Source organism: Nocardia sp. NPDC059154 (assembly GCF_042755705.1).
GTDB lineage: Bacteria > Actinomycetota > Actinomycetes > Mycobacteriales > Mycobacteriaceae > Nocardia.
Genome location: NZ_JBHZCS010000001.1, coordinates 300,106 through 323,950 on the forward strand (window position 1 = coordinate 300,106; position 23,845 = coordinate 323,950).

General features: G+C 69.4%; 24 protein-coding genes. 15 read left to right on the forward strand and 9 right to left on the reverse strand.

The genetic code is table 11. The features are described from left to right. Positions 1 to 56 precede the first annotated feature (56 nt). Positions 57 to 1,925, forward strand: a complete 1,869-nt coding sequence (gene glmS / locus ACFXN1_RS01115; RefSeq protein WP_379394694.1) for a glutamine--fructose-6-phosphate transaminase (isomerizing) — start codon at positions 57 to 59, stop codon at positions 1,923 to 1,925. Positions 1,926 to 1,929: 4 nt separating this feature from the next. Here the strand turns inward: glmS and ACFXN1_RS01120 are convergent, their stop codons facing one another. Then, positions 1,930 to 2,355: a plastocyanin/azurin family copper-binding protein gene (locus tag ACFXN1_RS01120; protein ID WP_379435674.1), complete on the reverse strand. Its 426-nt coding sequence runs from the start codon at positions 2,353 to 2,355 to the stop codon at positions 1,930 to 1,932. Between the two features lie 117 nt (positions 2,356 to 2,472). Between ACFXN1_RS01120 and ACFXN1_RS01125 the strand changes: the two genes are divergently transcribed. Continuing rightward, positions 2,473 to 4,020 carry an NAD(P)H-hydrate dehydratase gene (locus ACFXN1_RS01125; RefSeq protein WP_379435673.1) on the forward strand — a complete coding sequence of 516 codons (1,548 nt, stop codon included), beginning with the start codon at positions 2,473 to 2,475 and terminating at the stop codon, positions 4,018 to 4,020. Positions 4,021 to 4,084: 64 nt separating this feature from the next. On the opposite strand, the gene ACFXN1_RS01130 is transcribed toward ACFXN1_RS01125, so the two are convergent. After that, the gene (locus tag ACFXN1_RS01130; protein ID WP_379435671.1) at positions 4,085 to 4,960 is read right to left on the reverse strand and encodes a LysR substrate-binding domain-containing protein; all 876 of its coding nucleotides are present in this window, start codon (positions 4,958 to 4,960) and stop codon (positions 4,085 to 4,087) included. A 70-nt stretch (positions 4,961 to 5,030) separates the two neighbouring features. On the opposite strand from ACFXN1_RS01130, the gene dapA reads away from it, so the two are divergent. From dapA to tsaD, 6 genes are all read left to right on the forward strand, one after another. Continuing rightward, a complete protein-coding gene (gene dapA / locus ACFXN1_RS01135) occupies positions 5,031 to 5,924 on the forward strand; it encodes a 4-hydroxy-tetrahydrodipicolinate synthase (RefSeq protein WP_379435670.1) in 894 nt (297 codons plus the stop codon). Between the two features lie 37 nt (positions 5,925 to 5,961). Then, positions 5,962 to 7,098: an alanine racemase gene (alr, locus tag ACFXN1_RS01140; protein WP_379435668.1), complete on the forward strand. Its 1,137-nt coding sequence runs from the start codon at positions 5,962 to 5,964 to the stop codon at positions 7,096 to 7,098. An 11-nt stretch (positions 7,099 to 7,109) separates the two neighbouring features. Continuing rightward, positions 7,110 to 7,541 carry a tRNA (adenosine(37)-N6)-threonylcarbamoyltransferase complex ATPase subunit type 1 TsaE gene (gene tsaE, locus ACFXN1_RS01145; protein WP_354831590.1) on the forward strand — a complete coding sequence of 144 codons (432 nt, stop codon included), beginning with the start codon at positions 7,110 to 7,112 and terminating at the stop codon, positions 7,539 to 7,541. A 94-nt stretch (positions 7,542 to 7,635) separates the two neighbouring features. Continuing rightward, positions 7,636 to 8,346, forward strand: a complete 711-nt coding sequence (tsaB, locus tag ACFXN1_RS01150; RefSeq protein WP_379394704.1) for a tRNA (adenosine(37)-N6)-threonylcarbamoyltransferase complex dimerization subunit type 1 TsaB — start codon at positions 7,636 to 7,638, stop codon at positions 8,344 to 8,346. Next, positions 8,343 to 8,852, forward strand: a complete 510-nt coding sequence (rimI, locus tag ACFXN1_RS01155; protein ID WP_379394706.1) for a ribosomal protein S18-alanine N-acetyltransferase — start codon at positions 8,343 to 8,345, stop codon at positions 8,850 to 8,852. Before tsaB ends, rimI begins: the two co-directional genes overlap by 4 nt. Then, positions 8,849 to 9,880, forward strand: coding sequence for a tRNA (adenosine(37)-N6)-threonylcarbamoyltransferase complex transferase subunit TsaD (gene tsaD, locus ACFXN1_RS01160; RefSeq protein ID WP_379435667.1), 1,032 nt, complete (start codon positions 8,849 to 8,851; stop codon positions 9,878 to 9,880). Before rimI ends, tsaD begins: the two co-directional genes overlap by 4 nt. A gap of 142 nt (positions 9,881 to 10,022) precedes the next feature. Here tsaD and ACFXN1_RS01165 read toward each other — a convergent pair whose 3' ends face one another. Further along, positions 10,023 to 11,483: an Hsp70 family protein gene (locus tag ACFXN1_RS01165; protein WP_379435665.1), complete on the reverse strand. Its 1,461-nt coding sequence runs from the start codon at positions 11,481 to 11,483 to the stop codon at positions 10,023 to 10,025. A 636-nt stretch (positions 11,484 to 12,119) separates the two neighbouring features. On the opposite strand from ACFXN1_RS01165, the gene groES reads away from it, so the two are divergent. Continuing rightward, entirely contained in the window at positions 12,120 to 12,422 is a 303-nt protein-coding gene (groES, locus tag ACFXN1_RS01170) for a co-chaperone GroES (RefSeq protein WP_040855536.1), read from the forward strand. Positions 12,423 to 12,563: 141 nt separating this feature from the next. After that, complete coding sequence (gene groL / locus ACFXN1_RS01175; RefSeq protein WP_379394712.1) at positions 12,564 to 14,171, forward strand: chaperonin GroEL; 1,608 nt, start codon at positions 12,564 to 12,566, stop codon at positions 14,169 to 14,171. A gap of 15 nt (positions 14,172 to 14,186) precedes the next feature. Here groL and ACFXN1_RS01180 read toward each other — a convergent pair whose 3' ends face one another. The 5 genes from ACFXN1_RS01180 to ACFXN1_RS01200 form a co-directional block, all read right to left on the reverse strand. Then, positions 14,187 to 14,390, reverse strand: coding sequence for a hypothetical protein (locus ACFXN1_RS01180; protein WP_379435664.1), 204 nt, complete (start codon positions 14,388 to 14,390; stop codon positions 14,187 to 14,189). A gap of 148 nt (positions 14,391 to 14,538) precedes the next feature. Further along, entirely contained in the window at positions 14,539 to 14,778 is a 240-nt protein-coding gene (locus ACFXN1_RS01185) for a hypothetical protein (RefSeq protein WP_379435662.1), read from the reverse strand. 123 nt (positions 14,779 to 14,901) lie between these two features. Continuing rightward, positions 14,902 to 15,216, reverse strand: a complete 315-nt coding sequence (locus tag ACFXN1_RS01190) for a hypothetical protein (RefSeq protein WP_379394717.1) — start codon at positions 15,214 to 15,216, stop codon at positions 14,902 to 14,904. Between the two features lies 1 nt (position 15,217). Further along, positions 15,218 to 15,781: a sigma-70 family RNA polymerase sigma factor gene (locus ACFXN1_RS01195; protein ID WP_379394719.1), complete on the reverse strand. Its 564-nt coding sequence runs from the start codon at positions 15,779 to 15,781 to the stop codon at positions 15,218 to 15,220. Between the two features lie 399 nt (positions 15,782 to 16,180). Continuing rightward, positions 16,181 to 16,474, reverse strand: a complete 294-nt coding sequence (locus ACFXN1_RS01200) for a WhiB family transcriptional regulator (RefSeq protein ID WP_040855647.1) — start codon at positions 16,472 to 16,474, stop codon at positions 16,181 to 16,183. 610 nt (positions 16,475 to 17,084) lie between these two features. On the opposite strand from ACFXN1_RS01200, the gene ACFXN1_RS01205 reads away from it, so the two are divergent. The 3 genes from ACFXN1_RS01205 to ACFXN1_RS01215 all read left to right on the forward strand — a co-directional run bounded on the left by ACFXN1_RS01205 (position 17,085) and on the right by ACFXN1_RS01215 (position 19,946). Next, on the forward strand, positions 17,085 to 18,029 hold the full coding sequence (locus ACFXN1_RS01205; protein ID WP_379435661.1) for a hypothetical protein: 945 nt from the start codon (positions 17,085 to 17,087) through the stop codon (positions 18,027 to 18,029). A 161-nt stretch (positions 18,030 to 18,190) separates the two neighbouring features. Next, positions 18,191 to 18,772 carry a sigma-70 family RNA polymerase sigma factor gene (locus tag ACFXN1_RS01210; RefSeq protein ID WP_213557917.1) on the forward strand — a complete coding sequence of 194 codons (582 nt, stop codon included), beginning with the start codon at positions 18,191 to 18,193 and terminating at the stop codon, positions 18,770 to 18,772. After that, positions 18,765 to 19,946, forward strand: a complete 1,182-nt coding sequence (locus ACFXN1_RS01215) for an anti-sigma-D factor RsdA (RefSeq protein ID WP_379435659.1) — start codon at positions 18,765 to 18,767, stop codon at positions 19,944 to 19,946. The genes ACFXN1_RS01210 and ACFXN1_RS01215 overlap by 8 nt, the downstream gene beginning before the upstream one ends. A 121-nt stretch (positions 19,947 to 20,067) precedes the next feature. On the opposite strand, the gene ACFXN1_RS01220 is transcribed toward ACFXN1_RS01215, so the two are convergent. Next, positions 20,068 to 20,481, reverse strand: coding sequence for a DUF5319 domain-containing protein (locus ACFXN1_RS01220; RefSeq protein WP_029923780.1), 414 nt, complete (start codon positions 20,479 to 20,481; stop codon positions 20,068 to 20,070). A 389-nt stretch (positions 20,482 to 20,870) separates the two neighbouring features. Here ACFXN1_RS01220 and guaB point away from each other — a divergent pair, with 389 nt between their 5' ends. Both guaB and ACFXN1_RS01230 read left to right on the forward strand, forming a co-directional pair. Continuing rightward, positions 20,871 to 22,415 (forward strand): IMP dehydrogenase, encoded by a 1,545-nt coding sequence (gene guaB, locus ACFXN1_RS01225; RefSeq protein WP_379381801.1) that lies wholly within the window; start codon positions 20,871 to 20,873, stop codon positions 22,413 to 22,415. A 172-nt stretch (positions 22,416 to 22,587) separates the two neighbouring features. Beyond that, entirely contained in the window at positions 22,588 to 23,721 is a 1,134-nt protein-coding gene (locus tag ACFXN1_RS01230; RefSeq protein ID WP_379394725.1) for a GuaB3 family IMP dehydrogenase-related protein, read from the forward strand. Positions 23,722 to 23,845: the final 124 nt, after the last annotated feature.

Genomic DNA, 23,845 nt, shown 5'->3' on the forward strand with positions numbered 1-23,845 from the left:
GGTCGGACATCGACTCGGATATGTCCGGCGCGGCTACCCCATTAGGCTAGGGGGCCATGTGCGGAATCGTGGGGTATGTGGGGTACCGGGATGCGCTCGGCGTGGTGGTCGATGCGTTGCGCCGCATGGAATATCGAGGTTACGACTCCGCGGGAGTGGCGATCCTGAACGGCGCGGGCGGCCTCGCGGTGGAGCGCAAGGCCGGGCGCCTGGCCAATCTGGAGGCGGAGCTCGCCGAGACCGGCCGGGACCGATTCGCCGGATCGACCGGCATGGGTCACACCCGCTGGGCCACGCACGGCGCGCCGACCGATCGCAATGCCCACCCGCATCGCGATGGCACGGGCCGGGTCGCGGTGGTGCACAACGGCATCATCGAGAACTTCGCCCCGCTGCGCCGCGAGCTGGAGGCGGCGGGCGTCGAGCTGGGCAGCGACACCGACACCGAGGTGGCGGTGCACCTGGTGGCCCGCGCCTACGCGGCCGGGGACACCGCCGGTGATTTCGTCGCCTCCGCGCTCGCGGTGGTGCGCCGCCTGGAGGGCGCGTTCACCCTGGTCTTCTCGCACGCCGACCACCCGGGCACCATCGTGGCCGCCCGCCGCTCGACCCCGCTGGTGGTGGGTGTAGGCCAGGGCGAGATGTTCATCGCGTCGGACGTGACCGCCTTCATCGAACACACCCGGGAGGCAGTCGAACTCGGCCAGGACCAGGCCGTGGTCATCACCGCCGACGGCTACCGGGTCACCGACTTCACCGGCGCGACCGACGGTGTCCGGTTCCGTCCGTTCACCATCGACTGGGATCTGGCCGCCGCCGAGAAGGGCGGCCACGACTACTTCATGCTCAAGGAGATCCAGGAGCAGCCCGCCGGCGTCGCCGACACTCTCATCGGCCACTACGCGGGCGGCCGGATCATTCTGGACGAGCAGCGGCTGGCCGATCAGGAGCTGCGCGAGTTCGACAAGGTCTTCGTGGTCGCCTGCGGCAGTTCGTATCACGCGGGCCTGCTGGCCAAGTACGCCATCGAGCACTGGACCCGGCTGCCCGTGGAGGTCGAGCTGGCCAGCGAATTCCGTTACCGCGACCCGGTTCTGGACCGCTCCACCCTGGTGGTCGCCATCTCGCAGTCTGGCGAGACCGCCGACACGCTGGAGGCCGTGCGTCACGCCAAGGAGCAGAAGGCGCGAGTCCTGGCCATCTGCAATACCAATGGCGCGCAGATCCCGCGCGAGTCCGACGCCGTGCTCTACACCCGCACCGGCCCGGAGATCGGCGTGGCCTCGACCAAGGCGTTCCTGGCCCAGATCACCGCCAACTATCTGGTCGGCCTGGCGTTGGCGCAGGCGCGGGGCACCAAGTATCCGGACGAGGTGGCGCGCGAGTTCGCCGAACTGGAGTCCATGCCGAAACTCGTTGCCCAGGTGCTGGAGTCGGCCGACCGGGTGCGGGAGATCGCCCGCCAGTTCGCGCACGTCCCGACCGTGCTGTTCCTGGGCCGCCATGTCGGCTACCCGGTCGCCCTGGAGGGCGCGCTGAAGCTCAAGGAACTGGCCTACATGCACGCCGAGGGTTTCGCGGCAGGCGAGCTCAAGCACGGCCCGATCGCCCTCATCGAGGACGGGCTGCCGGTCTTCGTGGTCATGCCCTCCCCGAAGGGCCGCGCGGTGCTGCACTCCAAGCTGCTCAGCAATATCCGGGAGATCCAGGCGCGCGGCGCGCGCACCATCGTCATCGCCGAGGAGGGCGACGACACCGTGCGCCCGTTCGCCGACCACCTGATCGAAATCCCGTCGGCCCCAACGCTGTACCAGCCGCTGCTGTCCACGGTTCCACTGCAGATCTTCGCCGCCGAGGTGGCGCAGGCCCGCGGCTACGACGTCGACAAGCCGCGCAACCTGGCCAAGTCCGTCACGGTCGAATAGCCGGCTACTGGACGGTGACCGTGCCCTTCATGTCCGGGTGCAGCGGGCATAGGTAGCGGTAGGTGCCGGGCGTGGTGAAGGTGTGGCTCCACTCGCCCTTGTGGATGATCGGGCTGTTGATCCCGAGCGCGACATCGCCGATTCCCTGCACGGCGTGCGGGGCGCGGTCGTCGAACTTCCAGGTCACGGTGTCCCCGGCCTTGACGGTGATGTCGGCCGGGGAGAACTTCATGTCCTTCACCTCGACGGTCACCGCGGCGGCAACCGCCGGACCGGTGGAGGTGGCCGTCGCGGAGGCGGCCGGAGCGGCCGTGGTCGAGGTGGCCGCGGTCTTCGAGCTTTCCGACGCGCAGCCCCCGGCCACCAGCGCTCCGGCCACGACGGCGACGAGAAGCAGGACATGCGAAGACGACTGGCGACGGATCGACATGCCAGCCAGGTTAGTACCCGGCGATAGCGCGCCATTCGCGGGCACCGCGCTGACCTGCGCCGCGGCTCCCCAGGCGTAGTCTCCTGAAGCGCAGGCAATCACATCCGGGAGGCGATCATGACCGCACCGGCGGTGCGCGGGTACTACACGGCCGACGAGGTCCGGGCCGCGGAGGCCGAGCTGTTCACCAGGGTGCCCGAGGGAATGCCCATGCGGCGGGCCGCCTTCGGCCTCGCCGACGTGGTGGCGCGGGAGCTGCGTGAACGCACCGGGGGCGTCGCCGGTCGCGCGGTGACCCTGCTGGTCGGGTCGGGCGACAATGGTGGCGACGCGCTGTGGGCGGGCTCGTTCCTGCGGCGGCGCGGGGTCGCGGTGCGGGCGGTCCTGCTGGTACCGGAGCGCGCCCACCCGGCGGGCCTGGCGGCCGTGCGCCGGGCGGGCGGGCGGATTCTTGCCGTCTCCGCCACCGCCGAGGAACTGCGGGAAGCGGATCCGCCCCGGCTCGGGCTGCTCCAACACGTCGACACCGGCACCTCCGTGCCCTATCGGGTCGGTCAGCTGCTGGGCGCGCCGGATCTGGTGGTGGACGGCATCGTCGGCATCTCCGGTCGTGGCCCGCTACGCCCGGTGGCGGCCGAACTGGTTGCGGGCGTGCGCTGTCCGATCATCGCCGCCGACCTCCCCTCCGGCGTCGATTCCGATACCGGAGCCGTGACCGGTCCGGCCGTCCGCGCGGACGTCACGGTCACCTTCGGCGCCCGCAAGCCGGTGCACGCGCTCGCCGCACCGCACTGCGGCCGAATCGAGCTGGTGCCCATCGGATTACGATTGCCCGAGGCGAATCTCATCGCGCTGGAACCGCGGGCGGTCGGCGCGGGCTGGCCGGTCCCGGGCCCCTCGGACGACAAGTACACCCAGGGTGTCACCGGCGTCTGCGCGGGCAGCGGCACCTATCCGGGCGCCGCCGTGCTGTGCACGGGTGGCGCGATCGCTGCCACCTCGGGCATGGTGCGCTACGCGGGCACCGGCGCGGAACAGGTCCTCGCCCACTTCCCGGAAGTGATTGCCGCCGAGACCATTTCCGCGACCGGCCGGGTCCAGTCCTGGGTCTTCGGCCCGGGCGCGGGCACCGACGCCGCCGCCCGCGACCGGCTGGCCGAGATCCTGGCCACCGACCTGCCCGTCGTGGTGGACGCCGACGGCCTCACCCTGCTCGCCGCCGAACCCGGTCTGGTCACCGGCCGTGCCGCCCCGACCGTCCTCACGCCGCACGCCGGCGAATTCGCCCGCCTGACCGGTGCCGAACCCGGCCCCGACCGTGTCGCCGCCGTGCGCAAGCTCGCCGAATCCTGGCAGGTGACAGTACTTTTGAAGGGCCGCGCCACCCTGATCGCGGGCCCGGGCGTCCCGGTCTTCGTCAATGAGGCGGGTGGCTCGTGGGCCGCCACCGCCGGTTCCGGTGACGTCCTGTCCGGCATCGTCGGCGCTCTCCTGGCCCGCGGCCTCCACCCGTCCTGGGCCGCCGCGGCCGCGGCCCGCGCCCACTCCCTGGCCGCGAATCTCGCCGCCCACGCCACCACGTCCGCGGGAGCCCCGATCTCCGCCTCCCCGTTGCTTTCCCACGTCCGCGAGGCCATCGGCACGCTCCGGGAGCTCGCCGCCTGATCCTCCGGCCATGGAAGACCTTGCGGTGAAGTCCATTCCGTATGCGACGTCCATCCCGACGACTTCACGCAGCCGTACCGGTAGCGGCGGCCCGCAGGGCGGTCCGCGCGGCCGTGACGATCGGGTGGGCGCCGGTGCCGCGGCGGTAGGCGAGGTGGGTGCGGCGGCGGGCCGGTAGCGCGGTGAGGGTGACGCCCGGGGGTGTCGAGCGGGCGCCCAGGTCGGGGACGAGTGCTACGCCCTGGCCCGCGGCGACGAGCGCCAGCACGGTGCCGAAGTCATCGGCGTGGTGGCGGATGCGCGGGGTGAATCCCGCGGCGAGACAGGCGCGGACCGTCATCTCGTGGCAGAGGGTGCCGGGCGTGCCCGCGATCCACGGCGAATCGGACTGTGCGGCAAGCGGTCCGGGCTCGCGGGCAGCCAGGTGGATGGTTTCCTCGAACAGCGGCTCGGTGTCGAGCCCGGGTTCGGGTGCGAGGGGAACGTAGTCGTACTCCTGCAGCAGCGCGATATCCAGGGTCTCGGCCCGGAGGGCGGCGGGGGCAGCGGCCGGATCCAGTTCGGTGACAAGCAGTTCCAGCCGCGGATGGTCGCGGCTGAGCGACACCAGCGCAGGGGAGACGATGGTGTGCACGGCGGTCGGGAACGCGCCGATGCGCAGGGTGCCCGTGAGTTCGTGCCGGGCGGAGGCGAGTTCGGCGGTGGCCTGTTCCAGCACGGACAGGATGGTCTCGGTGTGCTCGACCAGCCGCAGCGCCGCCGGCGTGAGGGTGACGCTGCGCCCGGTCCGTTCCAGCAGCGGCACCCCGGCCTCCCGTTCCAGCGCGGTGAGCTGCTGGGACACCGCCGAGGGCGTGTAGGTCAGGGCCCCGGCGACCGCGGCGATGGTCTTGCGGTGCGCGAGCTCGCGGAGCAGGCGCAGACGGCGGACATCCAGCATCAGCTGATCTTATGCTCGGGCGAAGAAACGTGAAATAGACCTGAAGCCCGGCATCGATCACGCTGGTCACATGACATTCACCGGCCTGTACGTGCCCCTGGTCACGCCCTTCACCGCCGACGGCGACCTGGCTGCGGACGCCCTGGAAGCGCTCGCCCACGAGGTCCTCGACGCGGGCGCGGCGGGCCTGGTCGCGCTCGGCACCACCGGCGAACCCGCCACCCTGACCGCGGCCGAGCAGGCCCGGGTCATCGACATCTGCGCGAACGTCTGCCGCGAGCGCGCCGCCGCCCTCATCGTCGGTGCGGGCTCCAACACGACCCTCGACTCAGCGCGCGCCCTCGCCGCCCTCGACCCGCGCGCCACCGCCGCCCTCGCGGTCGTCCCCTACTACTTGCGTCCGTCGGAAGCCGGTGTGGTGGAACATTTCCGGACCCTCGCTGCCGCCAGCCCCGTGCCGCTGCTGATCTACCACATCCCGTACCGCACGGCCCTGTCCCTCAGCACCGACACCCTGCTCCGGCTGGCCGAACTACCGAATGTCGCGGGCTTCAAATACACCGCCGGCGGCATCGACGACACCACGATCGCCTTCATGTCCCGGGTGCCCGACCACACCTCGGTGCTCGCGGGCGACGATCTGTATGCCGCCCCGCTGCTGGCCCTGGGCGCGTCGGGCGCGATTCTCGCCTGCGCCAATGTCGCCCCCGCCGCCTGCGCCGACCTGATCGCCGCCTGGCGCCGGGGCGAACTGGAATCCGGCCGCGAACTCGGCAACCGCCTGGCTCCGCTGGCCGCCGCCCTGTTCACCGAACCCAATCCCGTTGTCGTGAAGGCGGTTCTGGCCGCCCAGGGCCGCATCCCCACCCCGGCCGTCCGGCTGCCGCTGCTCCCGGCAAGCCGCGAGGCGCTCGCCACGGCCCTGGCCGCCCTGCCCGGACAGCCCGCCGGGATTCGGGTGTGATCCGAATCGCCGAGGTCGGGGTGGCAGTATCGAGGGCGTGAAGAAGCCAGACCCACAGGTGGAGATCGTCGTCGACCTGGATGCCATTGCCCACAATGTGCGAATCCTGGCCGAGCACGCCGGAGACGCCGCGGTCATGGTCGTGGTCAAGGCGGACGGGTACAACCACGGTGCGGCCGAGGTGGCGCGGGCGGCTCTGGCGGCGGGCGCGCGGGAACTCGGCACCACCACGGTCGGCGAGGCGGTGGGGCTGCGGGCCGCGGGGATCACCGCACCGATCCTGTGCTGGCTCAACACCTCCGACACCGACTACGCGAGCGCCATCGCCGCCGATATCGAAATCGGCGTCTCCGCGCTCACGCAGCTCGCGGGCGTGGCGCAGGCGGCGCGGCAGCTCGGCCGGACCGCCACCGTGAGTCTCAAGGTGGACACCGGGCTCAACCGCAACGGCATCCCCACCGCCGAATTCCCCGAGGTGCTCGACCTGCTCGGGCGGCTGGTGGCCGAGGAGACGGTGCGCTTCCGCGCCATCTTCTCCCACCTCGCGCTCGCCGACGAACCGCAGCATCCGGTCAATGACATGCAGCGCGAACGGTTCCTGGAGTTCATCGCCACCGCCAAGGAGCACGGCCTGCAGCCGGAACTGGTGCACCTGGCGAATTCCGCTGCCGCACTGACCCGTCCGGACCTCGCCTTCGACATGGTGCGCCCCGGCATCGCCGTGTACGGCCTGTCACCGATCCCGGAGCTGTCCGATTTCGGCCTGCGTCCGGCCATGACCTTCCGCGCCCGGGTGCTCCGGGTGAAGCGGGTCGCGGCGGGGGAGGGCGTGTCCTACGGCCACGAGTGGACCGCCGACCGCGACACCACGGTCGCCCTCGTTCCGGCCGGCTACGCCGACGGCGTGCCGCGCCTGCTGGGCGGCCGATTCTCGGTGGCGCTGGGCGGCGTCCGCTACCCGCAGATCGGCCGGGTCTGTATGGATCAGATCGTGGTGGACCTGGGCGAGAACGAAGCCGGGGTCCGGGCGGGTGACACCGCGGTGCTGTTCGGTGGTGAGTCCGGTCACCCGCACGCCCAGGAGTGGGCCGACACGCTCGGCACTATCAACTACGAGATCGTCTGCTACCCCCGCGGCCGCGTGGTCCGTACCCACGTCGGCGGTGACCGGTGACCGATCACCGCATGCTCGCCACCGTCGAGGACACCGAGGCGCTGGGCCGCGAGCTCGCCGAACAACTGCATGCCGGGGATCTGGTGATCCTCGACGGCCCGCTGGGCGCGGGCAAGACGGCGCTCACCCGCGGCATCGCCGCCGGGCTGGGTGTCGAAGGACGGGTCAGCTCACCGACTTTCATCATCGCCCGCCAGCACCGCGCCGGAACCCACCCGGGTGCGGTGGCGCTCGTACACGTGGACGCCTACCGGCTCGGCGGCGACCTCGACGAACTCGACGCCCTCGACCTGGACACCGATCTCGACCACGCCGTGGTGGTGGTCGAATGGGGGCTGGGCGTGGCCGAACACCTGTCCGATCGCCATCTGCGCGTGCAGCTGCGCCGTGAACCCGAGTCCGATGTGCGCACCGCCGAATGGGAGTGGGTCGCCGCGAATTGAAACCGGACCGGAAAAGTCCCGGATACGCCGGTAAGTTCCCGCAGGCAGACACCACGCCGAGTGGGCTGTACCACCCGGTATCGTAAAGACAATCATGCTGATATTGGCTGTCGACACCGCGACCCCCGCCGTCACAGCGGGACTGGTGGAACTGGAACCGGCGCAACCCGGGTCGAACGCACCGCAGATCACCACGATCACCGCCAAGGTGACCGTGGACGCTCGCGCGCACAACGAGGTGCTGACCCCGCAGATCCTGGCCTGCCTCGCCGAATCCGGCCGCTCCCGTGCCGATATCGCCGCGGTCGTGGCCGGTGTCGGGCCCGGGCCGTTCACCGGACTGCGCGTCGGCATGGCCACCGCGGCCGCCTTCGGTGACGCACTGGGCGTTCCGGTGCACGGGGTGTGCAGCCTGGACGCCATCGCCGCCGACACCGAGAGCTATCTGCGTGAGAGCGCCGACCCGATCGAGCTGCTGGTCGTCACCGACGCCCGCCGCCGCGAGGTGTACTGGGCGCGCTACCGCACCGCGGCCGGGGGCCGCATCCTGACGCGGTCCGAGGGGCCCGAGGTGAGCAAGCCCGCCGATCTGGATCAGGCCGCCGCCACCGTGATCGCCGGATCCGCTTCGCACGTCGACTATTTCGATCTGCCGGTGCTGCCGGTCGAGACGCCGTCCCCGGCGGGTCTGGTGCGCTGCGCCGCCGCCGAGATCCTGGCCGGCGTCGTGCCCGCGCCGCTGGTGCCGCTGTACCTGCGCCGCCCCGATGCCGTCGAGAAGAGTTACGCGCAGGTGGGCCGATGACCATCCGCATCGAACCGATGCGGCCTGCCGACGTCACCCGCTGTGCCGAACTCGAGCAGGTGCTGTTCCCGGAGGACGATCCCTGGCACGAGGTTTCGTTCCTGTCGGAGCTGGCCGGACCGCACAACCGCTACATCACCGCGCGCGACGCCGACGGCCGCATGATCGGCTACGCGGGCATCGCGCTGCTCGGCACCGCCGAACATCCCGAGGCCGAGGTCCACACCATCGGCGTCGATCCCGCCGAGCACCGGCGCGGCATCGGCACCCTGCTGCTGGAGGCGCTGCTGGTGGAGGCCGGGCGCCGCGGCGGGCCGGTGTTCCTCGAGGTCCGCACCGACAACGCGCCCGCCATCACGCTCTACGAGAAGCACGGCTTCCACATCATCGGATTGCGCAAGAACTACTACCAGCCCAGCGGGGCCGACGCGTACACCATGCGGCGACCCGCCATGGCCGGCTTCCCGCAGGACGGATTCACCACCGACGCCGAGGTCTCGTCATGATCGTCATGGGTATCGAAAGCTCCTGCGACGAAACGGGAGTCGGCATCGTGCGCCGACTGCCCGACGGCAGCTGCGAACTGCTCGCCGACGAGGTCGCTTCCAGCGTGGACCAGCACGCCCGCTTCGGCGGCGTGGTGCCCGAGATCGCCTCCCGCGCACACCTCGAGGCCATCGTGCCCGCCATGCGCCGGGCGCTGGCCACGGCCGGCATCAGCAAGCCCGACGCCCTCGCCGTCACCATCGGCCCCGGACTCGCGGGCGCGCTGCTGGTGGGCGTCGCGGCGGCGAAAGCCTATGCGGCGGCCTGGGATATCCCGTTCTACGCGCTCAACCACCTGGGCGGGCACGTGGCCGTGGACACCCTCGAACACGGTCCCATGCCTCCGGCGGTCGCGCTGCTGGTGTCCGGCGGGCACACCCACCTGCTGCAGGTCACCGATCTCGCCCACCCCATCACCGAATTGGGCAGCACGGTCGACGACGCCGCGGGCGAGGCCTTCGACAAGGTGGCCCGTCTGCTCGGCCTCGGCTACCCGGGCGGGCCGGTGCTGGATTCCATTGCCACCGAGGGCGATCCGAGCGCCATCGCCTTCCCGCGCGGCATGACCGGCGCCCGCGACCCGCGCTACGACTTCTCCTTCTCCGGACTGAAGACCGCCGTCGCGCGCTATGTCGAAGCGGCGCAACGGGAAGGCCGCGAGCTGCCCATCCCGGATATCGCGGCGTCCTTCCAGGAGGCCGTGGCGGATGTGCTCACCATGAAGGCGGTGCGCGCAGTCCAGGACACCGGCGTCGACACCCTGGTGCTGGGCGGCGGTGCGACCGCCAACTCCCGCATCCGCTCGATGGCCGAAGAACGCTGCACCGCAGCCGGTATCACCCTGCGCGTCCCCAAGCCGCGCCTGTGCACCGACAACGGCGTCATGATCGCCACCCTCGGCGCCCACGTGATCGCCGGCGGCGCAGAGCCTTCCGAACTCACCGTCGCCACCGACCCCGGCCTCCCCGTCTCCACCAGCCACCTGTAAACGCCACCTGCAAAAAATCGCGGGTGGTTGGCGAATGTCAAGGCGACAACTGATTTCGTGACGTTCGGGGTAACTCATCGGGTACGTCCGAACTCAGTTCGGCACCCAACCGCCGGCACGGGTACACGACCGTCGACGGCTCTCAGCCGGCCGCTGAAGTCTCGGGGAGGCGGGGGAGCGTGCCACCGCCGTTCGCGGAGTCCGAATCAGTGGGCGTGCCGGCCGTGACCGAGATATGCGACTCTGGCTCGGCCGGCGGCAGCGAGGTGCCCAGCAGCGGCCCGAGCAGGCGGGGGAGATCCGCGGGGAACGGGATCTGGGGTAGGTCGGGATCCGGGCGCAGCGGCGGCTGGGCGGTGCTACTGGGCGCGATAGGCGCGCCGCCGGCCGAACCGGTCAGGGGCGTCGGAGCCGCGGCCGTGGTGCGGCGCTGAGTGGTCGTGGTGCTGGTGGAGCCGCCCGAAGGACCCGTCGGCGTGGTCTGCGGGACCGGCTGCTGCGGGCCGGTCGTGGACGGCGAGTAGTGGGTGTTCTGCGGCTCGGGCACCACGAATTCCTTGACCCCGTACCCGACGATCAGTCCGACCACCACGATCGCGCCCGCCAGCGTGCCCGCGAGCTTGGTGAAGGTGCCGATCGGCGCGTCCGAGCCCAGGCCGATCACCGGGAAGGTGCTGCTCGGCGTGGTCGAATCCGCCACCAGCGCCGCGCCTTTCGCGATCGCGGCCTCCGGCTCCGGCACGGTGACGACCGGCACGTCGAGCTCGCGCTCCAGCCCCACCACCATGATCGGCACATTGGCGCCGCCGCCGATCACGGCGACCGCCTCCGGAAACTTCGGGGCGCGCGCGAACACGGCACGGGAGAACACCGCCAGCTCGCGTAGCAGGTCGGCGACGATCTCCTCGAAGTCCACCCGGGTCAGCTTGAGCGGCTGCCCGGCCACGTGGTCGATGGTGACCGCGGGAACCACCGACAGGTGCTCCTTGGCGGCGCGGCTGCGGTTGAGCAGGATGCCCCGGTTGGGGCGGATGCCGCGGCGGGACAGGTGGCAGTCCAGCAGATGCTGCAGGATCAGCTCGTCGATGGCGTTGCCGCTGATGGCGTTGGTGCGCTCGGTGCGCAGCACGGTGTCGTCGGCGTGGTCGGCCACGGTGACCGTGGTGCCGGTGGCCCCGATGTCGATGAGTGCCACCGTGTTCCAGCGGTCCAGCAGACCGGTGTGCCGCAGATAGGCCAGGGCCGCGGTGCTCTCCGGGATGAGCTGGACACCGTGCCGCTGCCGGCCGATCGCCGAGCGGATGATCTGGGCCTGCTCCCGGTCCCGGTAGGCGACCGCGATGTCACCGGGCGGGGCCGAGTCGGGCTCGCGGTGGCCGTTGCCGCGGGCGACCGGATGGGCGCCGACCGGATAGACGCTGTCGCGCGGAATCTGGGTGGTCATCAATTCGATCGAGGAGGCCACCAGATCACCGAGGTCGGAGTGGGCGGTATCGGCCGTCACGACGCGGTAGTCGAAGTTCTGGGCGCCGTTGGGCGCGGTGGCGACCGTCGCCGAGCACACCACCTCGCTCCCGGCGGAGATGCCGAGGGATGTTCGCATGTTCACCTCCCTTCGAGCGGATGGTCCGGGTGGAGACGACCATCTCGAACGGACTCCGGACGCGCCCAATGGGTAGCGGACGTCGCCGAGCTTCGGATCGCAGCGGGCCCTTGTCCGATGGGGCATCCGGACCTGCCACTGATCACTTGCGGTCTAGCTCTCTTCTCGAGCCCGCGCGCAGGGGTTGCCGCGCGGTTAGCGGGGTGAAGCAGTTGTGAAACTCTCGACGGTGCACGTGGCGGGACCGATTCGGTCTCGTCGCGTGGCCGACGTCAATGGTGTCACAATCCGTTATCCGAACGTTACAGATTTTCGGATTTCTTTGGAAGACCTCAGATTCCCGGGCCGTCGTGTCGGCGAGTCGCGCTGTCCAGCGGTGTTGCCGTGCTGTCCAGCGGGGTTACAGGTAACCCCGGGCACCGAGTAGCAGTGCCCGGCCTTGAGCGCTGGCACTCCCGTGTATAGAGTGCTAGTTGGCACTGGGTTAGTGCTGAGGTGCCAGCTGATGACTACTGAGCAGGGGTCCCGGCACCCGCGACGACGGGGCTGATTGCGCAGGGGTCACACATGACCGAAACCGTGAGTCCGGGGAACAGCCCCGGACGCGACGAATCCCCTGAAAGTGGAGGGCTCAACGTGGCGAGCGTGAACATCAAGCCGCTCGAGGACAAGATCCTCGTCCAGGCCAACGAGGCCGAGACGACGACCGCCTCCGGCCTGGTCATCCCCGACACGGCGAAGGAGAAGCCCCAGGAGGGCACCGTCATCGCCGTGGGCCCGGGTCGCTGGGACGAGGACGGCGAGAAGCGGATTCCGCTGGACGTCAAGGAAGGCGACGTCGTCATCTACAGCAAGTACGGCGGCACCGAGATCAAGTACAACGGTGCGGAGTACCTGATCCTGTCGGCTCGCGACCTGCTGGCCGTCGTCACCAAGTAAGAACGCTCCAACTCTCGGGGCTCTCAGGGGCTTCCCCCTGAAACCCCATCGAGAGACACCGCCCCGGAGTCGCAGCTGCCAATACAGCAACCGGCCCGGGGCGGAGTGCGTTCCGACCCAACTCATTTCAGGAGTAGGTACATGGCAAAGCAGATCGAGTTCGACGAGCAGGCTCGTCGGGCGATGGAGCGCGGCGTCGACAAGCTCGCCGACGCCGTCAAGGTCACCCTGGGCCCGCGCGGCCGGCACGTGGTGCTCGCCAAGGCGTTCGGCGGCCCGACGGTCACCAACGACGGCGTGACCATCGCCCGCGACATCGACCTCGAGGACCCGTTCGAGAACCTGGGCGCGCAGCTGGTCAAGAGCGTCGCCACCAAGACCAACGATGTCGCCGGCGACGGCACCACCACCGCCACCGTGCTGGCGCAGGCCCTCATCAAGGGCGGCCTGAAGAACATTGCCGCAGGCGCCAACCCGATGACCCTGGGCAAGGGCATGAGCAAGGCCGCCGACGCGGTGACCGCCGCCCTGCAGGCCGCCGCCACCCCGGTCAACGGCGAGAAGGCCATCGCGCAGGTCGCCACCGTGTCCTCGCGGGACGAGGAGATCGGCGCGCTGGTCGCCGAGGCGCTGACCAAGGTCGGCAAGGACGGCGTCGTCACCATCGAGGAGTCCTCGGGTCTGCAGACCGAGGTCGCCATCACCGAGGGCGTGCAGTTCGACAAGGGCTACCTGTCCCCGTACTTCGTCACCGACCCGGAGACCATGCAGGCGGTCTACGAGGACGTGTGGATCCTGCTGAACCGCGAGAAGATCAGCTCCCTGCCGGACCTGCTGCCGCTGCTGGAGAAGATCGCGGAGTCGGGCAAGCCGGTCGTCATCGTCGCCGAGGACGTCGACGGCGAGGCGCTGTCCACCCTGGTGGTCAACGCGATTCGCAAGACCCTCAAGGTCGTCGCCGTGAAGGCCCCGTTCTTCGGTGACCGCCGCAAGGCGTTCCTGGACGACCTGGCCATCGTCACCGGCGGCACCGTGGTCAACCCCGACCTGGGCATCACCCTGCGTGAGGCCGGCCTGGACGTGCTGGGCAAGGCCCGCCGCGTCGTGGTCACCAAGGACGAGACCACCATCGTCGAGGGCGCCGGCTCGCAGGCCGACATCGACGGGCGAGTTGCCCAGTTGCGCAAGGAGATCGAGAACACCGACTCCGACTGGGACCGCGAGAAGCTGGAAGAGCGCCTGGCCAAGCTGGCCGGCGGCGTCGCCGTCATCAAGGTCGGCGCGGCCACCGAGACCGAGCTCAAGGAGCGCAAGTACCGCGTCGAGGACGCCGTCGCGTCCGCCAAGGCCGCGGTCGCCGAGGGCATCGTCCCCGGTGGTGGCACCGCCCTGGTGCAGGCCGCGTCTACGCTGAACGCCCTGCGCGACTCGCTGTCCGGTGACGAGGCGGCCGGCGTCGAGGTCGTGCGTCAGGCCCTGCTGTCGCCGCTGTTCTGGATCGCCAGCAATGCCGGAGTCGACGGCGCGGTTGTCGTGTCCAAGGTGACCGATGGCAAGGACGGCTTCAACGCCGCCACCCTCACCTACGGCGACCTGGTCGCCGAGGGCGTCATCGACCCGGTGAAGGTCACCCGTTCCGCGGTGGAGAACGCCACCTCGGTGGCCCGCATGGTGCTCACCACGGAGGCCGCGATCGTCGAGAAGCCGGTCGACGAACCGGCCGACGCGCACCACGGCCACGCCCACTGACCCAGCCCGCTGACGTCAGCTCAGGCCCCCGGACAGCCCGCTGTCCGGGGGCCTCGCCGTCTCCGAACCCCAACCGCGCGACCCGACTTCCTCCGGCGCGATCCGGCCGTCGGCGCGACTGCGCCACGCCCCGCACCGCCATGGTGACGCCCGCACCGCCATGGTCCCGCCCACTGCCATGGTGATGCCCGGGTTGCTGTGGTCCCGCCTGGACTGCATTGCGCCACTGTCATTTTCGGGCCGCCGCGCCCTGTCCACGGTGCCGGCCTCGTTCCATGAAAGTTCCAATGCCCGAACCGAATCCGATCGCCGCGAGGTATCGGTCCGGGTATACGGGCCCGCAGCGGTTTTCGAATCCGCGCGGGAGTCAGCGCGCCGGGGAGATCGTCGGCGTGGGCCCGGGGTACGAGTCGGTCGGTGACGGCGTCAGCCAATTCGGGCCCAGTGGCCCGGAGACGGGCGGGAGCGGGATGGCGGGGGATGGGTCCCGGAGATCGCCCGAATGGGAGTCGGTGAAGGCGTAGAGGCCCCCGATGACCAGGGTGACAGCGGCCAGTCCCGCGAGGCCGCGGCGGTAGGAGCGAATGAAGATGCTGAGGAGTCGCATACGAATCGGTCTTTACCGGCAAAGCATGCAGCCGAAACCGGTCAGGCGACCTGAATCGGCGGCATGCAAACTGGCCTCGCGGGCGTGACGGGTTCTGGACCTCGTACTTCGGGAAATGAGCTCTCAGTCGTGGATCGGACTGGGGGAGCGGCCGTTTCCGTGGTGGAGACCGTGGTGGGAGCGGTGGATCGTGTTCGGCGGTGCCTGGTCTGTGGCTATCGCGGCGAGAAGGCGATCGCGGAGCGCGGGCGGTGGCGGTACGGCCACCGCGGACGCGGCCAGCATGATGGCTTCTCGGGTCTGCTGCACTTCCTGGGTGAAGGCGGCGCGCAGTACAGCATCGTCGGTATCCAAAAGGTCCGCCACTGCGCGCTGATCTTCGTCGCCGATCGATCCGAGCGCGACAGTGTGCGCGAGATCGATCTGGCTTTCTTTCATCTCACGTCACTCCCAAACTTTTCTTGAGTCGTGTCAATCCATCCCGTATACGGGACTTAACGGTCGGCAACCCCACGCCCAGATGGGCTGCGACCTCGGCGTACGTGCGTCCGCCGAAGTACGCGAGGGAGATGGCTTCCCGCTGCGTCTCCGTCAACGTCGCCAGGCCGGCGAGCACCGCCTGCTGTTCCAGCCGGCGCCCGACCTCCTCGGTGACTTCGTCGAATTCGTTGCCGAGGGTGCTGGTGCCGTACGCGACCTCGCGCAGGGCGTGCGCCTGCTCGGCCCGAACCCGGTCGACCGCGCGCCGATGGGCCAGCGTCATCAACCAGGTGACGGCCGAACCCTTGGACGGGTCGAAGTTGGCTGCCGTGCGCCAGATCTGGAGATAGACCTCCTGCGTGGTCTCCTCCGCATAGCCCGGATCATGTAGCACGCGTAGGACCAGCCCGAACACTCTCGCGCTGGTGCGGTCGTACAGCTCGGCGAACGCCTGCTGATCCGACTGCCCGCAACGCTCGAGGAGTGCGGCTAGTTCCAGACTTTCGGCTGCGCGCGCCGTCACCGCAGAGTCAACGCTGGGCGTTTCCGCCCCTCCGTCCCTCGAGCTCTGGAACGAGTTGCCCTCCGCGGCAGGCGGCCGCGCTGTCACAACGCTCCGTTCTGTGTCATCGGCCACGAGGGTAGCGTGCCGCTATAACCTCCTGTCGCGTGGGGGTATCGGCAAAGAGACTGTGGCAGAGTGGCTTTCCAGTTGCACCGAACGTCGCATACATGACATTCGAGACATGACGTGACGCCGGTCGTCGCCGACCCTCTCGAGCGGTGCCGGGTATTTGCTAGACATTCGGCACGCCATCGCTGTCGGATGGGAGGAATCTCGAGCCCACTCGGTCGCCGGCCTCAGCGATACCGCTGGTGAACACCAGTCACGCGAGTTTGCCTGGAGCCCGGAGCGGGTGGGTCAGGCGACGATGCGCCGGCGGTTGCGGCGGGCGTGTAGCTCGCGCTCGGTCTCGGACATGCCGCCCCAGATGCCGTAGGGCTCGCTGACCTTCAGCGCGTGCGACCGGCACTGCAGCAGCACCGGGCAGGACTTGCAGATCTCCTTGGCGCGTAGCTCGCGCTGGGCACGGGCGCGGCCGCGTTCGCCGTCCGGGTGGAAGAACACCGCGGAGTCCTGGCCGCGGCAGGATCCGCGCATCTGCCAATCCCAGACATCGGCGTTCGGACCTGGGAGGTGGGTCGGCATAGGCATGGTGAACTCCTCAAGGTGCGAGCTCGTCGGCATTGTCGAGCGGTGCTGGTGGCAAACAGGTGGCCGCATCGCCGTGGCCCGGCGATCGCACTTCGTCGGCTCCGCAATTCGACACGACGCCAACGACGGCGATGACGTACGTTAGGTCGGACAATGAATTCGAGTCAATAGCTTCATTCGACTCGAGCCGAATACGTGCATACAAGAGAATTAACATCCTCGCTATTTACAAAACCGCCTCCCTGCGGTGATACTGATCGGTTGCCCAGTACCGTGACCAACCTGTGATAGCCCATCGGACTGGTCGAAACGCCTGGTAGCAGCAGCTTTTCGAGGGTCGATACCTGTCACTCGATCTATGCAAGAGTCTCGATCAGAGTGATCTCAGCCATTGGACATCTCGCGCTGAGTAGGGTAGAGATGGCCGATTCGCGGCCGTCAGGTTAATAGCGCGAAACGCTATACGAATTCCTTACGGGCGTGCTGGACGATAGCGAGAACAGATTTACGGAGTGGAAACACAAAGGCGCTTGTGAATGCTGATCGATAGCTGGGGTCCTGTGGTATGGCGGCTGCCCTCACTTGTCCCGGCACTGGTTACAGTGCGGCTGTGCCTGTGCTCGAAGTGAACTCCGAACTCGCCGACGCCGCTTTCGGTGCCACGCCAGAACGCGCTGCTACCGGGTTGCCCGCGGCCGCCGATGCCGCCGGATCCTGGTTGCGAGCAGTCTCGCTCAGTGGAATCGGACACTACGCCGCCGCGCGCGCCGAGCTCGGCCGCGCCCGCCGCGCCACCACCGACCCCGCGCTGCTGTCGCTCACCCACAGCACCGAGGCCTCGTTGCTGCGCCAGCTCGGCTGGCACGGCGACGCCTCCGTCGCCGACGGCCGCGCGGCTGCCCTCGCCCTGCCCGCCGTCGCCGGCGATCTTGCTCTCGTGGCTGCGCCCGCCGCGACCCCGGCGGAAATCAGGCGCGCCGAAGCGGTTTGCGATGCGTTGACCGGACTCGCCGCCGATGCTCTCGGCACCCTCCGCCCGGCGCTTGCCGCCCGGCTGCTGGATCGTTGCCGCAAATACCTCGACGTTCATCTGACCGATGCCACGAGTGCGTGGCGCCCGCGTGTCCGACTGCACTGGGTGGCTGCCGAGACGGCGCTGTCGGCCCCCGGCTCCGGTTTGATCTCCGCCCCCGCGGCGGACCTCGCGGCCGGCGGTCGCCCGGCTCCGGCCGATCCCGCCCTGGCCCACGCCGAGGCCGCCCTCGCCCTCGCGGAAAACTCGCCCTCGCTGCGGCATCGAGTGAAATCCCGGCTACTTCTGGCCGCCGCCAGTGCCGCCGCGGGTGACCTCGACCGATCCCGGGCTCTCGCAACCGAAGTCGATCGCGCCTGCGCCGAACATGAGCTGCTGCCGCTGCGCTGGGCCTGCGCCATGCTGCGCTCCGGCGTCGAACCCGGAGGTGACGGTGCGATCGTGGCCGCCGAGTGCGCGCGGTTGCTGGACGCTCGCGGCGGGCGATTGCGTTCGGCCAGCGGTCTTCTCGGCCATCCCTGATTGGCCCCCGGGACTTCCCTGAGTCGTCCCGGAGAAGGACCCCGTAACGGCTGGCATGAATGCGCCAGCCGCTATTGTTGGACCGTTCCGCCCCCATCGGCGGAAGCACCGGCTCTCCCGCCGCCGTGCCACTCTCGAAAACGCCAGGAACAGCTCTGACGATGAACAACACGGGTGAGGAGTTGGATCCCGCAGTCGTCGCTGCCGCAGCGCAGGGCGACCGGGCGGCCCTTTCCCAGGTACTGGTGAGCATCCGCCCCCTCGTGGTGCGGTATTGCCGTGCGCGCATCGGATCGGCCGAACGTGGCCAGCTCTCCGCTGACGACGTCGCGCAGGAGGTTTGTCTGGCCGTCATGACCGCCCTCCCCAGGTACCAGGATCAGGGTCGGCCGTTCATGGCTTTCGTCTACGGCATCGCCTCGCACAAGGTCGCAGACGCCCACAGAAATTCCGCCCGTAACAAGGCGGACGCCATGGCCGAAGTACCGGATGTCATATCCACCGACCAGGGACCGGAGCAGCGAGCTCTCGAATCCGAAACGAGCCGGCAGATGAACGCTCTGCTGGCGACCTTGCCGGAAAAGCATCGAGAAATCCTGATCCTTCGCCTGGTCATGGGTCTGTCGGCTGAAGAAACTGCAGTCGCCGTGGGCAGTACGGCGGGTGCTATACGAGTCGCCCAGCACCGGGCACTCGCGAAACTCAAGTCTCAAGTGGCGAGGGCAGGTGAAATGTATGGCTAGGGATGGCGAGCGCGGTCGGGGCGACTGGAAGGCGCGACCTGGATCGCAGAACAGCGGTCCCTACGCCGAGGCGTCCGGTGATACCGGGCCGGTGGACATTGCCGCGGTGCGACGCGACGATGCACTGATCGACGCCATCTCCGGCGATGGCCCCGTGCAGACGGGTACTTCGGAGGAGTATCAGCTCGCCGCGTTGCTGGCGGACTGGCGCGCGGAGATCATGGCCGAGCCGTTGCCGGCCGGACCGGACCTGGATGCCATTGTCGCCGCGGTCAATCAGGAGATCGGCGCACGGCAGGCCAGAATCGGCGCGTCGAATCGCGGGCGACTGAGGCTCGTCCGGCCCATCCTGGGCGCGGCGGCGGCCATGGCACTCGTCATCGGAGGTCTGACGGCGTTCTCCTACAACGCGAGTCCCGGCGATCCGCTCTGGCGGGTCAAGGAGGTCGTGTTCAGCGAACAGGCCCAATCAACGGTTGTCTCGCGGGCGGACAGTGATCTGGTGCAGGCGCAACAGCTCATCGCGCAGGGCAAGGCCGACGAGGCCAAGCCGCTGATGGAGCGTGCCGCCGACAATGCCTCCCAGGTCAACGACTCCGGCAAGAAGGACAACCTGACCGACCGCTGGCAGCAGCTGTACGCGGTGCTGCAGCAGAAGGCGCCCGAGGTGGCCAGCTCCCTGGCGGCGATCGCCCCGACCAGCAGCACCACCAAGGTGCCGGTCGTGACGACCACGCCGAATCAGCCGGTGCCGCCGGTGAATCCGCCGACCAAGACGGATGGCGGCCCGTCGACGACCGTCGATTCGCGGCCGATCGAAACCGCGCCGAGCCCGAATCCGGGCACCGGAGGCGGAGTTTCGACGGTGCCGACCGTTCCGCCGGTGACCACCCTGCCGTCCCTGCCGCAGGAATCCGAACCGCCGGTGGTGCCGCCGACCGGTGGTGGCGGGAACTCGACGTCGGTCGTGGTTCCGAGCGGAGGCAATACCGGTGGCGGTACGACGGGTGGCGGTACGACGGGTGGCGGTACGACCGGTGGTGGTACGACGGGTGGTGGCCTGCAGCCGCCGCCGGTCGAAAAGCCCTCGCCCGTCGCGCCTGTTCCGTCCACGATCGTCGTGCCGACCGGCGGCGGCCTGCTGCCGCCGGTTCCGTTGCCGGGGACGCACTAGGACACCCGCTTCACCCGATCGTCGTGCGCCGATCGGGTTTTCACGTCAGCGGAGCGGAACGGCCTTCGCGGGACATGCGAAAAGGGCCTGCATCCTTGGGATGCAGGCCCTTTTCGGTGAATCAGACGTCGAACCCGTCGAATCCGTCGCCGTGCAGTGCCTCGTTCATGGAAGCGTCCGCGTAACCGCGGCAGTAGTCCCAGGTGACGTAGGCCTCGGGCGTCGGGTCGTAGGCGGGCTCGTGCGGTCGCACCGTGCCGTCCACCAGTAGTTGGAGGAGGTTGGCGCGCAACATGTCCCAGTCGTGGTAGTGATCCTGCCGGCAGTCCTCGCAGCTGACCACGAGACCGCGGATGCCGCGGTGGGCCAGCAGCGCCTCGTAGACCGCGAGGTCGGCGAGATCCTCTTCGACCGCTAGGCGCTCGTGAGGATCCAGCGGCTCCCCCGGCTCGATGGCATCGAGCGCGGCCGACGGGTCGGAGGGGTCTCCGGCGAACGGATCCGGCGGCAAGCCAGGTGGTAGATGGTCACGCACAGTCCCACGGTACGCAGAACCACCCCATGTGCGCCAGCGCTGAAGGGGATTTGCCCTCACTTCGCTGGTGGTGCGGCGCACAGTGCGCTCTCGGTGTGGCGCGCGGTGTTGTCCTGGGCAGGCACAGTGGTTGTCCTGGGCAGGTGTAGTGATGTCGTGGCTGCCGACACAGTAATGGCACGGCCGACAAACCGCAGCGGTTGTGGCCGTCGATACGGCGCTGTCAGGCCCACTGACGCGGGGTCGGGCGGGGTGCGGCATGGAATTGTCGAGCCGATACCATGGTTGACCAGAGGCCGGGTAGCAAACGCCGGCATTGCCATTCATCCACGCATCCACCGGTGCCCGGTCCGGTGGATGTTGCCGAGGTCCAGGAGGGGTCGATCCGAATGAGCAGTCCCGTGACGGGCGAACGAAACGCTGGCCGCCCCCATACGGGCGGCGACGATCCCGACAAGATCGCCATGCTCGGTCTCACCTTCGACGACGTGCTGTTGTTGCCCGCGGCCTCGGATCTGATTCCGAGCTCGGTCGACACCTCGAGCAAGCTGACGCGTGAGATCTCGCTGCGCACCCCGCTGGTGAGTTCGGCCATGGACACCGTCACCGAGGCGCGCATGGCCATCGCCATGGCGCGCGCGGGCGGTATGGGTGTGCTGCACCGCAATCTGTCGGTGGAGGCGCAGGCCGCGCAGGCTGAGACGGTGAAGCGGTCCGAGGCGGGCATGGTGACCGATCCGGTGACCTGTCGCCCCGATGACACGCTGGCCGAGGTCGACGCCATGTGCGCCCGCTTCCGCATCTCCGGTCTGCCGGTGGTGGACGAGCGCGGCATGCTGGTCGGCATCATCACCAACCGCGATATGCGGTTCGAGGTCGATCAGGACCGCAAGGTCGCCGAGGTGATGACCAAGGCGCCTCTGATCACCGCCCAGGAAGGCGTCACCGCCGAGGCCGCGCTGGGCCTGCTGCGCCGCCACAAGATCGAGAAGCTCCCGATCGTGGACGGCAGCGGCAAGCTGCGCGGCCTGATCACGGTGAAGGACTTCGTCAAGACCGAGCAGTACCCGAACGCCACCAAGGACCGTGACGGCCGCCTGCTGGTCGGCGCCGCGGTCGGTGTCGGCGAGGACGCCTGGGTCCGGGCCATGACGCTGGCCGAGGTCGGCGTGGACGTGCTGGTGGTGGACACCGCGCACGGTCACCAGTCGGGCGTGCTGCAGATGGTCTCCAAGGTCAAGGCCGAGGTCGGCGACCGGGTGCAGATCGTCGGCGGCAATGTCGCCACCCGCGCGGGCGCCCTGGCGCTGGTCGAGGCGGGCGTGGACGCGGTGAAGGTGGGTGTGGGCCCCGGCTCCATCTGCACCACCCGCGTGGTCGCCGGTGTCGGCGCGCCGCAGATCACCGCGATCCTGGAGGCCGTGGCGGCGTGCAAGCCGCACGGTGTGCCGGTCATCGCCGACGGTGGTGTGCAGTACTCCGGTGACATCGCCAAGGCCATCGCGGCCGGCGCCTCGACCGTCATGCTCGGTTCGCTGCTGGCCGGTACCGCCGAATCGCCCGGCGATCTGATCCTGGTGGGCGGCAAGCAGTTCAAGAGCTACCGCGGTATGGGTTCGCTGGGCGCCATGCAGGGTCGCGGCGAGGCCAAGTCGTACTCCAAGGACCGCTACTTCCAGGACGACGTGCTCTCGGAGAAGAAGCTGGTGCCCGAGGGCATCGAGGGCCGGGTGCCGTTCCGCGGCCCGCTGGATCAGGTCATCCACCAGCTGGTGGGCGGTCTGCGCGCGGCCATGGGCTACACCGGTTCGCAGAGCATCACCGATCTGCAGGCGGCGCAGTTCGTGCAGATCACGGCGGCGGGCCTGAAGGAGTCGCACCCGCACGACATCACGATGACCGTCGAGGCTCCCAACTACACCACCCGTTCGTAGCCGGACACAGCCGGCAAATACCAACGCCCACAAGGTTCGCGGCGCGTCTCGTTCTGGACTGACGGAGCGGGGGAGCGAAGCGGAGGAGCGGAGGAGGGAAGAACGAGACTTCCAGCGCCGCGAACCCGCCCGGAGCGAAGCGGAGGGCAAATTAGACACAGGAGGACTGACGATGCGCGATATGGTCGAGATCGGTATGGGCCGGACCGCCCGGCGCACCTACGAACTGGACGATATCGACATCGTTCCGTCCCGTCGGACCCGCTCGTCCAAGCAGGTGTCGCTGGCCTGGCAGCTGGACGCCTACCGCTTCGAGATCCCGTTCCTGGCGCATCCCACCGACGCGCTGGTGTCGCCGGAGTTCGCCATCGAGCTGGGTAAGGCCGGCGGTCTGGGCGTCATCAACGGTGAGGGCCTGTGGGCTCGGCACGCCGATGTGGCCGCCAAGATCCAGCAGCTGACCGAGGTCGGCGAGAAGGAGGGCACCGAGGCCGCGGTGGCGCTGCTGCAGGAGCTGCATGCCGCGCCGATGCAGCCCGATCTGCTGGCGGCCGCGGTCGCGCAGGTGCGCGCGGCCGGTGTCACCACCGCGGTGCGGGTGAGCCCGCAGAACGCGCGGGCGCTGACTCCGGCGCTGGTGCAGGCGGGCATCGACCTGCTGGTGGTGCACGGCACCATCATCTCGGCCGAGCACGTGGGCGACGGTGAGCCGTTGAACATGAAGACCTTCATCGCCGAGCTGGATGTGCCGGTGGTGGCGGGCGGCGTGTCCGATCACCGCACCGCGCTGCACCTGATGCGCACCGGCGCGGCGGGCGTCATCGTCGGCTACGGATCCATGCAGGGCGCCACCACCACGGGCGAGGTGCTCGGCATCGGGGTGCCGATGGCCACCGCCATCGCCGACGCCGCGGCCGCGCGTCGCGACTACCTGGACGAGACCGGCGGGCGCTACGTGCACGTCATCGCCGACGGCGAGACGCTGACCTCGGGCCACATCGCCAAGGCGATCGCCTGTGGCGCGGACGCGGTCATGCTGGGCGTGCCGCTGGCCATGGCCCGGGAGACCCCGGGCAACGGCTGGTACTGGCCGTCGGCCGCCGCGCACCCGTCGGTGCCGCGCGGCGCGGTGCTGCCGTACGCCGTCGACGAGGAGCGCGTCCCGCTGGACCAGGTCCTCTACGGCCCCTCCAACGACCCGTTCGGTTCGCTGAATCTGGTTGGCGGCCTGCGTCGTTCGATGGCGAAGACCGGCTACAGCGACCTCAAGGAATTCCAAAAGGTCGGTTTGAACGTCCGCGCCTGAGCGGAGACCGTGTCCTCGCGCCCTTGTGCATTCGCCCGAATGTGCAAGGGCGCGAACTGTATCCGACGTCCGCGTCACCGGTTGACTTCGGCCGCTGTCGAAGTCCTGGATCGGCGGTTTCGTT